Annotated in this window: 13 protein-coding genes and 1 pseudogene; 8 read left to right on the top strand and 6 right to left on the bottom strand. The window is 66.9% G+C overall.

All coding sequences use genetic code 11. The annotated features are described in order from the left end of the window. Nucleotides 1–123 precede the first annotated feature (123 nt). Nucleotides 124–1766, bottom strand: a pseudogene (locus CQY20_RS23985) (SulP family inorganic anion transporter). Between the two features lie 37 nt (nucleotides 1767–1803). Then, nucleotides 1804–3483 carry a sensor histidine kinase gene (locus CQY20_RS23980; protein ID WP_165789292.1) on the bottom strand — a complete coding sequence of 560 codons (1680 nt, stop codon included), beginning with the start codon at nucleotides 3481–3483 and terminating at the stop codon, nucleotides 1804–1806. A gap of 241 nt (nucleotides 3484–3724) precedes the next feature. Here CQY20_RS23980 and CQY20_RS23975 point away from each other — a divergent pair, with 241 nt between their 5' ends. Next, a complete protein-coding gene (locus tag CQY20_RS23975) occupies nucleotides 3725–4828 on the top strand; it encodes a 3-oxoacyl-ACP synthase III family protein (protein ID WP_097942571.1) in 1104 nt (367 codons plus the stop codon). Beyond that, complete coding sequence (locus tag CQY20_RS23970; protein WP_097942570.1) at nucleotides 4812–5681, top strand: 3-oxoacyl-[acyl-carrier-protein] synthase III C-terminal domain-containing protein; 870 nt, start codon at nucleotides 4812–4814, stop codon at nucleotides 5679–5681. Before CQY20_RS23975 ends, CQY20_RS23970 begins: the two co-directional genes overlap by 17 nt. 2 nt (nucleotides 5682–5683) lie before the next feature. On the opposite strand, the gene CQY20_RS23965 is transcribed toward CQY20_RS23970, so the two are convergent. Genes CQY20_RS23965 through CQY20_RS23955 form a run of 3 tightly spaced genes read right to left on the bottom strand, consistent with a single transcriptional unit; the run spans nucleotide 5684 to nucleotide 9018 of the window. After that, nucleotides 5684–6664 carry a 1-phosphofructokinase family hexose kinase gene (locus tag CQY20_RS23965; RefSeq protein WP_097942569.1) on the bottom strand — a complete coding sequence of 327 codons (981 nt, stop codon included), beginning with the start codon at nucleotides 6662–6664 and terminating at the stop codon, nucleotides 5684–5686. 3 nt (nucleotides 6665–6667) lie between these two features. Continuing rightward, nucleotides 6668–8710, bottom strand: coding sequence for an erythromycin esterase family protein (locus CQY20_RS23960; RefSeq protein ID WP_097942568.1), 2043 nt, complete (start codon nucleotides 8708–8710; stop codon nucleotides 6668–6670). A 35-nt stretch (nucleotides 8711–8745) separates the two neighbouring features. Next, a complete protein-coding gene (locus CQY20_RS23955) occupies nucleotides 8746–9018 on the bottom strand; it encodes a dsRBD fold-containing protein (protein ID WP_097942567.1) in 273 nt (90 codons plus the stop codon). Between the two features lie 194 nt (nucleotides 9019–9212). Between CQY20_RS23955 and CQY20_RS23950 the strand changes: the two genes are divergently transcribed. Next, the gene (locus tag CQY20_RS23950; protein WP_174814657.1) at nucleotides 9213–9848 is read left to right on the top strand and encodes an SRPBCC family protein; all 636 of its coding nucleotides are present in this window, start codon (nucleotides 9213–9215) and stop codon (nucleotides 9846–9848) included. On the opposite strand, the gene CQY20_RS23945 is transcribed toward CQY20_RS23950, so the two are convergent. Further along, nucleotides 9764–10198: a pyridoxamine 5'-phosphate oxidase family protein gene (locus CQY20_RS23945; protein WP_097942566.1), complete on the bottom strand. Its 435-nt coding sequence runs from the start codon at nucleotides 10196–10198 to the stop codon at nucleotides 9764–9766. The genes CQY20_RS23950 and CQY20_RS23945 overlap by 85 nt on opposite strands. Nucleotides 10199–10305: 107 nt before the next feature. Here CQY20_RS23945 and CQY20_RS23940 point away from each other — a divergent pair, with 107 nt between their 5' ends. From CQY20_RS23940 to CQY20_RS23920, 5 genes are read left to right on the top strand one after another with little or no spacing between them, the layout of a single operon-like run. Further along, on the top strand, nucleotides 10306–11403 hold the full coding sequence (locus CQY20_RS23940) for a 4Fe-4S dicluster domain-containing protein (RefSeq protein ID WP_097942565.1): 1098 nt from the start codon (nucleotides 10306–10308) through the stop codon (nucleotides 11401–11403). Then, nucleotides 11396–12256: an FAD/NAD(P)-binding protein gene (locus CQY20_RS23935; RefSeq protein ID WP_163700493.1), complete on the top strand. Its 861-nt coding sequence runs from the start codon at nucleotides 11396–11398 to the stop codon at nucleotides 12254–12256. Before CQY20_RS23940 ends, CQY20_RS23935 begins: the two co-directional genes overlap by 8 nt. Then, on the top strand, nucleotides 12257–13015 hold the full coding sequence (locus tag CQY20_RS23930) for an NADH-quinone oxidoreductase subunit B family protein (protein ID WP_097942564.1): 759 nt from the start codon (nucleotides 12257–12259) through the stop codon (nucleotides 13013–13015). It begins immediately after the preceding gene. Continuing rightward, nucleotides 13012–14304, top strand: coding sequence for a Ni/Fe hydrogenase subunit alpha (locus CQY20_RS23925; RefSeq protein ID WP_097942563.1), 1293 nt, complete (start codon nucleotides 13012–13014; stop codon nucleotides 14302–14304). The genes CQY20_RS23930 and CQY20_RS23925 overlap by 4 nt, the downstream gene beginning before the upstream one ends. Continuing rightward, nucleotides 14301–14753, top strand: coding sequence for a hydrogenase maturation protease (locus CQY20_RS23920; RefSeq protein ID WP_097942562.1), 453 nt, complete (start codon nucleotides 14301–14303; stop codon nucleotides 14751–14753). Before CQY20_RS23925 ends, CQY20_RS23920 begins: the two co-directional genes overlap by 4 nt. Nucleotides 14754–14770 lie beyond the last annotated feature (17 nt).

Below are 14770 nucleotides of genomic sequence, written 5' to 3'. Positions count from 1 at the left end.
CATAATCCAGGGATAAGCCTTCAGATACACAACAACCTCCAACAAGGTGGCTGTTGCAATCACCCCCAGAAATCGCCTGGGCTTTTGCGGGCACGAGCGTCTGCTCGCGGGAAGAAAGGACTGTCAGCGGCGGTGGAAGGCCTCGACCGCAGTCGGCACGGTCATGAAGATGCGGTCCTCGCCGATCTTGTCCAGCAGGCCCGCGGCGGCCAGCGCGTCGCGGAGGTCCTGTTTCACCCGGGCCATCGCGAACGTTATTCCTCTACGCGCCATGTCATCCCGGAGCTCATCGAGTGCGTCCAGCGCCGTCAGGTCCACCTCGACATTGGCCTCCGCATTGAGGATGAACCACTCGACCGGCTCTGGGTTGTCGTCGACAGCGGCCATCGCGCGCCGCCGGAAATCCTGCGCGTTGGCGAAGCACAGCGGCGCGTCGTAGCGATATACGACAAGCCCCGGCACGGACGTCGCGTTCGGATAGTCCTCGATGTCGTGCATGCCGGGAAGCCCGGCACGAAGCCCAGCACGCTGTCGTGGGCGTGCGCCACCCGCCGCAACAAGTCCAGAATCGACAGGCCCACCGCGGCCAGGACGCCGTACAGAACGCCGAGAACCAGCACCGCAGCGGCGGTCGCCACAGCGAGCACGAACTCGCTGCGCCGGAACTTCGCCAGCCGCCGGTACTCCGCGACGTCGATCATCTTCACCGCGGCGTAGACCACCAGCGCCCCAAGCGCCGCGGTCGGAAAGTGCTCCAGCACACCGCGGCCCAACACCGCCGCCGCCAACACCAAAACGACGACGACGAGCGAGTACATCTGCGTTTTCCCGCCCGACGCGCTGGCCACCACGGTGCGTGATGCGCTGCAGCTCACCGGAAAACCATGGGTGAGGCCGGTAAGGACATTCGCCGCGCTGAGCGCCCGCAGTTCCGCATTGGCATCGACGTCGTGACTGTCGCGGCTGGCGAAGGCCCGCGCCGTCAGCATGTTGTCCGAGAAGGCCACTATCGCGATGCCCAGGGCGGGCAGGATGAGCGCCACCACGTCGCTCGGCGCCACACTCGGTAGCCCGACGGTGGGCCATCCCGTGGGAATGCCGCCGACCACCTCGATGCCGCGATCCTTCAGCCGCAGCACGAACACCACTGCGGTGGCCGCCAACACCGATAGCAGCGGGCCAGGAACCTTAGGCGCCCAGCGCGCAATGCCGAACAGCAGAACCAACACGCCGACAGCCAAACCAACCGTCAGCCAATGAATTTCGTTGAAGGCATGCACGAAGGACCGAACCAGGCGGACGAAGTCCTTACCCGTGACCTCTGCCCCGGTCAGCTTGCCGAGTTGGCTGGCCACCATCAACAGTGCGATACCGGTCATGTATCCGACCAACACCGGCCGCGACAGCATGTCCGCGAGAAACCCCAGACGCGCCAACGCCCCGACCAGACAGATAGCACCGACCAGAATGGCAAGGGCCGCAGCCAATCCCGCATAGCGCAGGCCGTCACCCGCGGCCAACGGCGCGAGCACCGCCGCCGTCATCAAGGCGGTGGTCGACTCCGGGCCCACGGACAACAACCGCGACGAGCCGAGCACCGCATACACGATCAGTGCGGTCGCGGCGGCCCACAATCCGGTGGCCGCCGGTAGACCCGCCAGCGTCGCGTATGCCATCACCTGCGGCAGGAGATAGGCGGTGACAGTCAGGCCTGCGATGACGTCGGCGTGCAGCCAGCTCCGCTCGTAGCCGAGGAACTGCGCCATCTCCGGCGCCCAGCGACTCACTTTTCTGGCGGCGGCGTCACGGCAGCGGAGCAGACCACTTCACTTTTGTACCGCCGGTCGCGGGCGCCTCGATCGCGAACGTGCCGCCGACCTCCTCGGCGCGTTGACGAAGATTGCGCAGCCCGCTTTCCCTCACCTCACCCTGGATGCCACGTCCGTTGTCCTCCACCTCGATACAGAGGCTGTCACCCACGCTCACGCTGACCGTCAGCGCCGATGCATCGGCGTGCCGGACGGCATTGCTCACGGCTTCCCGCACGACCGCTTCGGCGTGCTCGGCCAGGGTGGCGTCCACGACGGACAACGGGCCCGAAAACTGCGTCGTGGTGCGCAGTTTCGAGTCGGCGAACGCGGCGATGGCCTCGTCCAACCGCTGCCGCAGCCGGGTCGCACCCGGTTGGGTGGTGTGCAGATCGAAGATCGCGGTGCGGATTTCCTGGATGACCTCGTGGAGGTCGTCGACGCACTGGTTGAGCCGATGGTGCACCTCGGGAACCCGGGAACGTGGGATCGTTCCCTGCAACGCCAGGCCGACGGCGAACAAGCGTTGGATGACATGGTCGTGCAGGTCACGGGCGATGCGGTCGCGGTCGGTCAGGATGTCGAGTTCGCGCATCCGCCGCTGCGAGCAGGCCGACTGCCAGGCCAGGGCGGCCTGGTCGACGAACGCCGCCATCATGTCGAGGTGCTCCTCCCCGAACGGAGGCGTTCCGTGCGTGCGCAGCACCACCAAGACACCGGCCACCGCATCGGTCGCCCGCAGCGGCAGCACGAGCGCGGGCCCGGTCGATTCGGCCCCTGGCCCGAGGGTGATGTTGTCGAAGCGGCCAGGGGTGCGTTCGACGAACGCCTGACCGACTTCGGTGCCTTCGACCGGGATGGTCCGGATATCCGATATGGGGCCCTCGCCCGCCGTCGCGGCCACGATTAACTCTGCGGCGTCGGATCGGGAGTTCTCCGGATCGGCCGGCACGGCGACCAGCGTCATCGCGGCACCGGTGAGGTGACGTGACTCGTCGGCGACCAGCCGGAACACCTTCTCCGGGTCGGCGCCGGACAGCAGTTCGGTCCCGATGTCACGGGTCGCTTCGATCCACGCCTGCCGGGCCTTCGACTGCTCGTAGAGGCGGGCGTTCTCGATCGCGATGCCCGCGGCCGCGGCGAGCGCCTGCACCAGCACCTCGTCGTCCTCGCTGAAGAGTTGGCCACCGGCCTTGTCGGTCAGATAGAGGTTGCCGAACACCTCGTCGCGGATCCGCACCGGCACCCCGAGAAAGGTGCGCATCGGCGGGTGATGCGGAGGAAACCCCACCGACGCCGGGTGGTGCGCGATGTTGTCGAGCCGGATCGGTTTGGGGTCGTCGATCAGCACGCCGAGCACCCCGCGGCCCTCCGGCAGATGCCCGATCTTCTCGCGGGTCGCGTCGTCGACCCCCTCGTGGATGAATTCAACGAGTTCGTGGCCCTGACCGCGCACCCCGAGCGCACCGTACTGCGCGTCGACCAGCTCGATCGCGGTGTGCACGATGCTGCGCAGGGTCTGGTCGAGTTCCAGGCCCGACGTGACGGTGAGCATCGCTTCCAGCAGTCCGTCGAGGCGGTCGCGCCCCTCGACGATCTGCTCGACGCGGTCCTGAACTTCCGACAGCAACTCGCGAAGCCGCAGCTGAGACAGCGCATCCCGGAGCGGGCGCATGCTGGGCTCAACGCCTGACTCGGCCTTGCGACTCACCGTCTCGCCGCCCTATCCGCTGATTGGTAGCAACGCATTTTCGGGCCCGAGTTTACGCGTCAGTACTGTCCGCACGGCGGAACAAATCTCCCTTACAAATCTCCTTGCACACGCGAACGCGGCCGACGACGAAGGGCCCAAAGTCCTCCCCGATGGCGGCGAAAGATCCTTACCGGTGCGCTGCCGGTCGACGCATCATGACGCCATGGCGCGTGACCGTTGGCTTGTGATGGAGCCCTCCTCGGGAGAAGAGGCGCCGTACCGCACGCGCCTCGCAGGCGCCGGTCGGCATCTGCCCGCCACTCGGCTGACCACCGACGCGCTGATGTCGCGCACGCGCCATCGCACCCGCATCGACCTCGAGCGGCTGACCGGCATTCGGGAGCGCCGCGTGTCCGTCGGCGACGAGGATTCGTACAGCCTCGCCACCGCGGCCGCGCTGGATTGCCTCGACAAGGCCCGCCGCGACGCTTCGTCGGTGGACGTGGTCATCAACTGCAGCATCACCAAGTTCCGCGACGGGTTGACACAGTGGATCGAGCCCACGATGAGCAGCGCGGTGGCGCAAGCGATCGGCGCCAATGACGCGATGACGTTCGACCTGTCGAACGCCTGCGCGGGAATGCTGTCCGGCGTCACGGTCGCCAACAACTGGATCAGGCAGGGCACCATCGAGCGCGCTCTGATCGTCAGCGGCGAATACATCTCCCAGCTCGGCAACAACGCAGCTAGCCACATCCGCACCATCATGAGCAAGGAACTCGCGTCGCTGACCCTCGGCGACGCGGGTGCTGCACTGCTGTTGGAGCGCACGCCGATCGGCGGCGCAGGCATCACGCTGGCGGGTTTCACCACGGTCGCCGACTACAGCAGGCTGTGCCTGGGCTACCCGAAGGGCGACGATCCCGGCGCCCGAATGTTCACCGACGCCAGGGGAATTCACAAAGCCGCGATGTCGAACACGCCGGTGCTGCTAGAGGAGGTCCTCGAAGCGGCGCACATTGCGATCCACGACATCGACCACGTCATCACCCATCAGACTTCGGCGCGCGCGATCCGCAAAGGCATGGCGCGAATGGCTGAGGTGTTCGGCGACAGCCCACGCCACGACGCGGTCATCACCGTCGACCGGTACGGCAACACCGCCTCCACCACACACACGGTCGCGTTGATCGAAGAACTCGAAGCACAGCGCATCCGGCCCGGTGAGACGCTTGCGCTCATCGCCCTGGCGTCCGGACTGGAGATCGGCGTTGTGCTGCTGACATTGGACGAGGAGATGGTGGGGCGATATGGGCACGGTGATTGAGGAGACGGCGCTTGCCAAGGGCAGGTGGCGATATCGGCACAGCGCACTTGGCCTCGCCGTCAAGGCCGCCCGGCGATGCCTTGACGGCGCGGGGCGCGACGCTGACGACGTCGACCTGTTGATCAACGCGGGCGTCTACCGCGACCGCAATCTCGGTGAGCCCGCCTTGGCGGCAATGATCCAGCAGGACATCGGGGCCAATCCCGAAGAGCCCCATGCCGGTTCGCACGGCACATTCTCCTTCGACGTGGTCAACGGGCCCTGCGGCGTGCTCACCGCGCTACAGGTCGTCGACGGGTTCCTCCGAGCCAACGCGATCGACTGGGCGCTGATCGTGGCGAGCGACGCCGATCCGGGGCACGGCATGAGCGAGCGCTTCCCGTTCTCGCCCGCAGGCGGCGCCCTGTTGTGCACTCGCTCCGGTGACGACCGCGGCCTGGGGCGCCCGTATTGGGTCAACAAGAATGATGTGCGCGAATGCTACAGCGCCACGGTGGGAATGGTCGATCACCGCAATGTCCTGCGGGTCTTTAACGACGATTCCGCCGACGAGGCGTTCGCCGAGGCCGCAGCGCGCGCCGCAGGCGATTGCCTGAACGCATCCTCGCTATCCGTCGCCGACATCGACGCCATCGTCGCGGCGCCCGCCCGCACCCGATACCGGGCCGCGCTGGCGGCCAAACTGAACGTGCCGCAGGACCGCGTCACCGTCGCAGACGACGAGCGGATGCACACCGCATCGTTGGTCGCCGCGCTGGCCCGCGTCCGCAGCGAAGCTCGGCCAGGCGCACGGCTTTTGGTCGTGGCGGCGGGCGCCGGAGTCACCGCTGGCGCCGCCCTTTACCGCGTCTGAATTCAGCGTGAGACGGCCGTGATGTCCGTGGGTTCGCGGGATTGCTCGAAGAATCGCTCGACATCGGCCCTTGAGCACGCCGCGGTGCCGGGCGTGAGCAGCTTGGCCGTGGCGGCCGCGATGCCGAACCGCACCGACTTGCTCAGCGACCAACCATAACTGAGACCTACCGCGATCGCGGCCACCATGGCATCTCCGGCGCCGACGCCGCTGACCGCCTGCACAGGGATCGCAGAGAAGCGCTTGTTCTCATCGGCTGTCACCAGCAGCGCGCCGTCGGCGCCCAGCGAGACAACCACCACCTGCGCCATGCCGCGATCGATGAGTTCGTGCGCCGCGCCCAGTTGTTCGCCTTCGGTGTCGAGGGTGCGGCCGACGCACTCCCGCAGTTCCCGCACACTCGGCTTGACCAGGAAAACATTCGAGCGAACGTGAGTCAGCCCGGTACCGGAGGTGTCGAGAATCAGTCGCGCGTCGGCTTCGCGGCAGATGTCGGCGACACGCTGGTAGAAATTCGGCGGCACACCGGGCGGCAGACTGCCACTGGCGACGACGAATCCGGCCGTTGCCGCCGCCTTTCGCAACAGGTCGAGGCACAGCCCCTGTTCGGCGAACCTGAGCCGTGGGCCTGGCAACACGAACCGGTACTGCTTTGAAGTGCTGCGCTCGTTGACCGTGAAGCTCTCCCGCGTCGGACTGCCGATGTCGACACGCTGTATCGAAACGTCGGCTTCGGCGACCAGGTCGGTGACCACGGCTCCCGTCGCACCCCCGGCCGGGAAGACCGCGGTTACCGACGCACCCAACACCCGCGCGAAGCGTGCGACGTTGATGCCGCCGCCACCAGCGTCGTAACGTGCACCGTCGCAACGGATTTTGTCGGTGTGCCGAACCACGTCCGCGGCGGTCGTGATGTCAAGCGCGGGATTCATTGTGAGAGTGACAATGGATGTTTGACCGTTGACGGTCGGCGACTGCGCCATGGCTCACAGCCCTGTCGGATAGGTCTCAGGTGTCTCGCCGGCCACCCACCGGCTGGTGACCTCGAGAGGCTCGAGCGCCGTCGTCGTATCGATGTGGATGATCGCGTCGAACTGGTCGCCGGGCCGGACGTGGTAGTAGTGGCTCTGCCGTTCGGTGGCAGGCAAATAGATGACACCGATGGCGCGGCTCAGCCGAACAACGTCGAGCGGTTCGGCGGCGGCCCTGCTGATCATCGGCGACACCAGGAACTCACCCTTGCCCGCCTCGTGAAACAGTTCCTCGACACTGCCGTTGAGCGCCGGGATGACCGGCTTGCGTTCGGCCGGCCCGCCCCACCTGCTTGCCGCGGTCACCGTGCCGGTGTAGGTGGTGAACCCGATCAACCGGCTCTGCTCGCCGTAATGCTCGCGAACCAACTGACCCAACGTCAGCTGGCCGTCGGATCCGAGTTCGGTGGCCCTGGCGTCTCCGACATGGGAGTTGTGTGCCCACACCACAATTCGGGCATCGTCGTCGCCGCGGCGATCCAAGTGGGCGATCAGCGCCTGCAGCGTCGCAGCCATGTGCCTGTCCCGAAGATTCCAGGACGTCACCCGACCCCCGAACATCGCGCGGTAGTACGCCTCGGCGTTGCGCACCGTCAGCGCGTTCTGCTTGGCATAGAACGCCTCGTCCTCGGCAAGCAGTCCGTCGCGACGCGCGTAGTCGACTGCATTGCGCTGCATCTCCACCAACTGCTCGATCGCTTGGCGTTCGCAGGAAAGGCCCGCGCCGAAAGCCGCCGCGAAACCATACGCCTGACCGTCATCGGCCGACGTGTGATCGAAGCACGCGTAACGCTTCCTGGCCCGCACGGCCGCGTCGGGATCCACCTTCTCGAGGTAGTTGATCACCTCTTGCATCGAACGGTGCAGGCTGTACAGGTCCAATCCGTAGAAGCCGATCTGTCGCTCGTCGGTGGCGCGGCGACGCGCATTGTGCGCGTGCAGCCACTCCACGAACTCCCGCACCACGGTGTTTCTCCACATCCAGGCGGGGAATCGTTCGAATGACTTCAGCGCGTCGTCGGCGGAGGCATCCTGGCCCAGCCCACGCACATAGCGGTTCACCCGATAGGCATCCGGCCAATCAGCCTCTGCCGCAACGGCGCAGAAGCCCTTTTCCTCGATCAGCCATTTGGTGATCTCCGCTCGCGCTCGGTAGAACTCCGCGGTGCCGTGGGAGCTTTCGCCGATGAGCACGACGCGGGCGTCGCCGACGATCTCGTCGAGCACGGCCCGGGGCGGCACCCCTGACGGCGCGACGACCGCGGTGCGCGCGATCACCTCGGCCGCTGTTTCCGCAATACGCACCGCCGCGGTCGCGGAGCCCGTGGTCGGGGTGGCGAGCAGTTCGCGCACCTCGTCGTCGGTCACCTGGCGGAAGTCCCAGAACGACTCCCCCACTGCGAGGAACGGCGTCGGCATGGATGCGCAGACGACGTCGTCGACGATGCCGGCGAACTCGCGGCACGTCGACTCGGGCGCGGCCGGGACGGCGACGACGATTTCGGCCGGCTCCTTCTCGCGGAGCGCCTGAACGGCGGCCAACATGCTCGATCCCGTCGCGAGCCCGTCGTCCACCAGGATCACGGTCTTGCCTGTGACGTCCAGAGGTGGGCGCCCGCCGCGGTAGGCGGCCTCGCGGCGGATCAGTTCGCGGCCCTCGCGGTCGGCGATGTCGCGCAACTGCTGCGGCGTGATCCGCAGACCCCGCACCACGTCGTCGTTGACGACGACACGTCCACCGCTGGCCAGGGCGCCAACCGCGAACTCCTCGTGGCCCGGCGCGCCGAGCTTGCGCACGATGAACGTGTCCAGCGGGGCCCCCAACGCCGCGGCCACTTCCCAGGCGACGGGGACGCCGCCGCGGGCCAACCCGAGAACGACGACGCCCTCCCGACCGCGATATCCGCTCAGCAGTTCCGCCAGCACCCGGCCCGCCTCCCTGCGGTCACGGAAGATGCGCCGCCGCGAGCTTCTCCGCATTTCTCGCGCTTGTGTCATCGCTGTGCTCCGTCCAGTCCCTGGCGCGGTTTCGCCTAAATTCCCGGCTGGTCGATGGCCTCGATGTGCTGCACGGCGCCCGCCATCATGCGGCGTGAGAGATCCGAAAGCGCCCTCGCGACGGCCAACTCGTCGCCGACCCTGGCGCTGTAGCGGGCGTTGGCGGCCATACTGGCCAATCCGACACCGACCGCCTCCTGGTCGCGCCATCTCAGCCGAGCCTTCGCGCGCGTCTGCCCGCCGTATTCGTCGACCGATACGGTGACAACCCAGTCCTTGCGCGTGCGGTGCCCGTGGTCGCCGTCCATCTGCCTGTACCTCCACCGAACTCGCCGGCGCTTGCCGCCGAATGCTCATCACCACTCGACCACCGCGCGACCGACCACAGCTAGGGACCGAGGTCCCCCATCGGCGGGCCAATCGTCGACTACTGGTTGCGGTTGCGCGTTTCGAGGGACCACTGGCCCTAGCGACGACGGGTGTGCACAACGAACATTTCGGTATGACCACGAAATGGGTGCGAGCCGCGGCGGCGCTCGGGCTGCTGTACGCCGCGCGGCGGTACTACCGCAACTGGGGCACCACGAAGGATGAATGCCAGATCGAGCTTCCCGGCGACGAATTGGTCAAGCAACCGGCCACCAGAACGACGGAGGGCATCACGGTCGACGCATCCGCCGAGGCCGTCTGGCAGGCGTTGATGCAGCGATTCGACCCGGACGCCGAAGGCCTGAAGCCCGGCGAGGTCATCCGCATCGATCCCTACGGCTGGTGGCGGCTCCCACGCAACATGGTTTTGACGGTCGAACGGGTCGTCGACGGCAGCGCGGTGATCCTTCGCGGCGCCCCGCCGCAGTTCCCGTGGCGGACCGTCATCTCATTGCATGTGCTGCCGCGGCTGCAGGACCAGGCCCGGCTTCTGGTTCGCAACCGCACCGAACTTCGACGTCCTGGCGAAGTGCTGCTGATCGAGTCGACCGGCCCGATCGTCGCCTTCGCGACGCGCCGTCTGCTCCTCGACATCAAGCGCTGCGCCGAGCAGAGCCCTGAAAGTCAGACCGCGGTGAACGTGCGATCGGGCTGCGAGCCGAACATGAAGCGCCTGCCGGTCACGCTGACCGGGCGTATGCGGACGTAGTGCGGCTTGTCCGTCACGGTCCACGGCAGCAGTTGTGCCCGCTCGGCTTCGGCGATGTCCTCGTCGGTGCTCAACGCCTGAGCCAGGCCCTTGACGATCACGCTCCAACCTTCTGCCGTGTTGTGACCATCGGCTTCGAACAGCACGTTGCGGTTGATCGCGGTACTGACCAACTTTGTGCCCTCCGCCGTGCGGAACAACACCGTGCGACGTTGAACGGCGTAGTTGACCGGAAAGATCTCCGGCGCTCCGTCGACGCTGGTGACGAGCCTGCCCAGCGAACAGCTCGACAGCAGGTCCCAGCATTCCGTCTCCGGCAAGATGCGCACCGGCCGCAAGTCATCAGACATGAGGCGACGATAACCAGCCGGGCCGTCAGGCCGCGGTGGCCCAAAGTCCCTAGTTTGAAGAACCAAGGACACCATCACGGCCGCCGCAAAAGGCGCAAGATGACTCCATGAGCACCGCGGTCATCGACGCCGCAGGCCTGGGCGAGCTTGTGTCCACGCTGATCGCGCGCGGCTACCGCGTCGTCGGTCCCACGGTGTCGGACAACGCGATCGTGCTGGCCGAGTTGCATTCGGCCGACGATCTGCCGCGTGGCTGGGGCGTCGATGTCGCTCCCGGGCATTACCGTCTGCGCCGGCGCGACGACGATGCGGCGTTCGGGCACTCGGCCGGCCCGCAGTCGTGGAAGCAGTTCCTTCACCCGCCACGACAGCGGCTCTGGTCCTCTGGCGAGGACGCCAGCGAGGAACCGCCCCGCTACGCGTTCGTCGGTGTGCGGGGCTGCGATCTCGCGGCGATCTCCACCCTGAACGGTGTGCTGGGCACAGGTGACCATCCGGACCGCGGCTTCACAGCGCGGCTTCGCCGGGCGTTCGTCGTCGCCGTGAACTGCACCGAGCCGGGCGGGTTGTGCTTCTGCGCGTCGATGGGCACCGGGCCTGCCGTCGGCCGGGGCTACGATCTGGCGCTGACTGAGCGCACCGGAACCGACGGGTCGTGGTACGTGGTGGATGTCGGCAGCGACGACGGCGCCGATGTGCTGCGCGACGTCCCTCACCGGGAGGCAGACGGCAGCGAAATCGACTCTGCCCGAACGGCTGTCGCCGAGGCAGCGGGGCACATGGGACGGCAGATGCCCGCGGTGGATCACCGCAACCTGCTGATCGAGTCCCGCGAATCGCCCCGGTGGGATGAGGTCGCCAGCCGGTGCCTGACGTGTGGGAACTGCACCATGGTGTGCCCGACGTGCTTCTGCACCAGCGTTTCTGACGTCACCGACCTCACCGGCGAGCACGCCGAACGCTGGATGCAGTGGGCCTCCTGCTTCGAGTTCGATTTCACGTTCATCCACGAGGGCAGCGTCCGGCAGTCCGGCCGGTCGCGCTACCGGCATTGGCTGACGCACAAACTCGGCACCTGGCACGACCAGTTCGGCACCTCGGGCTGCGTCGGATGCGGTCGCTGTATCGCGTGGTGTCCCACCGGGATCGACATCACCGAGGAAATGACGAAACTCGCCGAAGACGCGGCGGCCGCCGATGACTGAGACCGCGATGGATGTAGCCGGCTCGGCCCGGTCCGCCATGGCTCCTGTCCCCTACCGCGTGATCGATCGCGTCGTGGAAACGCGCGATTCGGCGACCCTGGTCCTCAAGCCGGTCGGTGATTCACTGCCCGCGCCGCAACCCGGCGAGTTCATGATGATGTACGCCTTCGGCATCGGTGAGGTCGCGATCTCCGTCAGTGGTGTGCCAACGCCGCCGGACGACACCGTCACCCACACCGTGCGGGAAGTCGGCGCCGTCAGTCGCGCGCTGCACAACGCGGAACCCGGCACACGGATCGGCCTGCGCGGCCCATTCGGCACCAACTGGGGTGTGCGCGAAGCACTCGGCCGGGACCTGGTGATCGTGGCGGGCGGCGTCGGGATGGCCCCGCTGCGTCCCGTCGTGCTGGCCGCGCTCGCTGACCGCGGCCGGTTCGGTCGGGTGACGCTGATCGTCGGCGCGCGGTCGCGAGACGACTTCCTGTTCCGCAGCGAACTCGACGCTTGGTCGCAACGCGATGACATCGACACCTACATGACCGTCGACGTGCCCGTGCAGGGTTGGCCCGGTGAGGTCGGGTTCGTCACCGGGCCACTGCGCAGGCTGGCCGTGCGGCCGGAAGCCACCACCGCCTTTCTCTGCGGTCCGGAGGTGATGATGCGCAACGCCGCGGTGGAGTTGATGGGTAAGGGTGTGGCGCGCAGCGATATTCGGGTGTCTCTCGAGCGCAACATGCAGTGCGGCATCGGCTGGTGCGGACACTGCCAGCTGGGTCCGCTGCTGCTGTGCCGCGACGGCCCGGTCGTCGGCTACGACGTCGCAGAGCCGCTGTTGCGGGTGAAGGAGCTGTAGATGGCCGCGCCGACTCTGGCAGTGTGGAAGTTCGCCTCGTGTGACGGATGCCAACTCACGCTGCTGGACTGTGAGGACGAGTTGCTCACCATCGCCGGACAGGTGCAGATTGCCACCTTCCTGGAAGCGTCGAGCGCGATCGTCGCCGGGCCCTATGACCTGTCGCTCGTCGAGGGCTCGATCACCACCGCTGCCGACGAGCGACGGATCAAGGAGATCCGCGAACAGTCCCGCATCCTGGTGACGATCGGCGCCTGCGCGACCGGTGGTGGGATCCAGGCGTTACGCAACTTCGCCGACGTCGACGAATTCACGTCGGTTGTCTACGCAAAACCCGAATACATCGAGACACTCGCGACATCCACACCGGCGTCGGCCCACGTGAAGGTCGACTATCAACTGCAGGGTTGCCCGATCGACCGTGGCCAGCTGTTGGACACGCTTGCGGCGCTGCTCATCGGCCGCAAACCACGACTGCCCGCCAAAACCGTGTGCACAGAGTGCAAGAACCGCGGCGTGACATGCATCGTGGTCGCCGACGGCACCCCGTGCCTCGGCCCTGTCACGCATGCCGGCTGCGGCGCGCTGTGCCCGTCGTTTCGCCGCGGCTGCTACGGCTGTTTCGGGCCCGCCGCCACCCCGAACACCGCGGCGCTGATCCCGCTGCTGCGCCGCGACGGACTGTCGGGCGACGATGTCGAACGGGTGTTCTCGACGTTCAACGTCGCACCGTTCGCCGACGAAAGAAACGACCGGTGAATACCGATACCCGAACGCTCGCTGTCGGAGCGCTTACCCGCGTTGAGGGCGAAGGCGCCCTCAACGTCACGCTCGTCGACGGATCGGTACACAGCGTGGAGCTCAACATCTATGAGCCGCCACGGTTTTTCGAGGCGTTTCTGCGGGGGCGCTCCTACACCGAGCCGCCGGACATCACCGCGCGCGTATGCGGAATCTGTCCGGTCGCCTATCAAGTCAGCGCATGCAACGCCATCGAGGACGCCTGCGGGGTGACGATCGATCCCGAACTGGTGATGCTGCGGCGGCTGTTGTACTGCGGCGAATGGATTCACAGCCACGCACTGCATATCTTCCTGCTGCACATGCCCGACTTCCTCGGCTATCCCGACGCCATCGAAATGGCCAGGGATCATCCGGAGCTCATCGAGCGCGGGCTCGCCCTCAAGAAGGCGGGCAACCGGTTGATGGAGCAGATCGGCGGGCGGGCCATCCATCCGATCAACGTGCGGCTGGGCGGTTTCTACTCGACGCCGACGTCGGCCGATCTCGCACCGCTGGCGGAAATACTGCGCCGAGCCCTCGACGACGCTTTGCACACCGTACGGAAGGTAGCCGAATTCGACTTCCCCGATGCGGATTTCGACCACGAGTTGCTGTCGCTGTCCAATGGGCACACCTATCCCATCGAGAACGGACACATAGCCCGCAGCGAGGGCGAGCCGTTCACAACCGATACATTCACCTCTCACGTCTCGGAGACTCAGGTGCCTCACTCGACGGCGCTGCATGCCACGCTGGACGGCGCCCGCTACCTCACTGGGCCGCTCGCTCGGTATTCACTCAACCGCGACAAGCTTTCTGCGACCGCATCGGAGGCCGCGGCCGAGGCGGGTTTGGGGCACCAATGCCGAAACCCGTTCCGCAGCATCGTCGTCCGCGCCGTCGAGGTCGTCCACGCGATCGACGAGGCTTTGCGGATCATCAGCGAATACCGGCGTCCTGCGCGCCCGTTCGTCGAAGTGCCTGCCCGCGCAGGCGTCGGGCACGGGGTCAGCGAGGCCCCGCGCGGGCTGCTCTATCACCGCTATGAGATCAGCGACGACGGCATCATCCGTGCGGCGACGATGGTGCCGCCGACCGCACAGAACCAAGCCGCCATCGAGCACGAAATGGGGCAGCTGGTAGCGGCCAACAGCGCGATGGACGACGCCGCTTTGACGTCGTTGTGCGAGAGGGCCATCCGCAATCACGACCCCTGCATCTCGTGCTCGGCGCATTTCCTCACGCTGACGGTCGAGCGCCGGTGAAAAAGCTGGTCATCGGCATCGGTAACAGCTTCCGCCGCGACGACGGGGTCGGGCTGGCAGTCGCCGAACACATCGCCGCACTCGACCTTCCCGGTGTATCGGTGATGAGCTCCGACGGCGAACCCGCCGCCATCATCGACGCGTGGGACGGCGTCCCGACGACCGTCGTCGTCGACGCCGCAGTCGGTGAGCACACCACCTGCGGACAGATCCGCCGGTGGACACCCGACGAGGCCGCCGTCTCCGCGGCCACCAGCTCACACGCATTCGGCCTGCCACAGGCCTACGCGCTCGGCCGAGCGCTCGGCCGCATGCCCGGACGCCTCATTGTCTTCACCGTCGATATCGCCGATGCCTCTCTCGGAACGGGTTTTTCGGGGCCGGTGACCGCGTCGGTCGCATCCGCGGTCGACGCCGTCCTGACCGAACTGGCCGACGGCGGCGCTTGAGGACTTCCGCCCGGCGA

It is taken from the genome of Mycolicibacterium agri (assembly GCF_002553505.1).
Classification (GTDB): Bacteria; Actinomycetota; Actinomycetes; order Mycobacteriales; family Mycobacteriaceae; genus Mycobacterium; species Mycobacterium agri.
The sequence above is the reverse complement of the archived record's forward strand: the minus strand, read 5'-3'. Positions and strand labels throughout refer to the sequence as shown.

Excerpts from the sequence above, each read along its gene's own strand:
- CQY20_RS23980 (WP_165789292.1), bottom strand. The coding sequence starts at position 3,483 with ATGCGCCCGCTCCGGGATGCGCTGTCTCAGCTGCGGCTTCGCGAGTTG.
- CQY20_RS23975 (WP_097942571.1), top strand. The coding sequence starts at position 3,725 with ATGGCGCGTGACCGTTGGCTTGTGATGGAGCCCTCCTCGGGAGAAGAG.
- CQY20_RS23970 (WP_097942570.1), top strand. The coding sequence starts at position 4,812 with ATGGGCACGGTGATTGAGGAGACGGCGCTTGCCAAGGGCAGGTGGCGA.
- CQY20_RS23965 (WP_097942569.1), bottom strand. The coding sequence starts at position 6,664 with ATGGCGCAGTCGCCGACCGTCAACGGTCAAACATCCATTGTCACTCTC.
- CQY20_RS23960 (WP_097942568.1), bottom strand. The coding sequence starts at position 8,710 with ATGACACAAGCGCGAGAAATGCGGAGAAGCTCGCGGCGGCGCATCTTC.
- CQY20_RS23955 (WP_097942567.1), bottom strand. The coding sequence starts at position 9,018 with ATGGACGGCGACCACGGGCACCGCACGCGCAAGGACTGGGTTGTCACC.
- CQY20_RS23950 (WP_174814657.1), top strand. The coding sequence starts at position 9,213 with ATGACCACGAAATGGGTGCGAGCCGCGGCGGCGCTCGGGCTGCTGTAC.
- CQY20_RS23945 (WP_097942566.1), bottom strand. The coding sequence starts at position 10,198 with ATGTCTGATGACTTGCGGCCGGTGCGCATCTTGCCGGAGACGGAATGC.
- CQY20_RS23940 (WP_097942565.1), top strand. The coding sequence starts at position 10,306 with ATGAGCACCGCGGTCATCGACGCCGCAGGCCTGGGCGAGCTTGTGTCC.
- CQY20_RS23935 (WP_163700493.1), top strand. The coding sequence starts at position 11,396 with ATGACTGAGACCGCGATGGATGTAGCCGGCTCGGCCCGGTCCGCCATG.
- CQY20_RS23930 (WP_097942564.1), top strand. The coding sequence starts at position 12,257 with ATGGCCGCGCCGACTCTGGCAGTGTGGAAGTTCGCCTCGTGTGACGGA.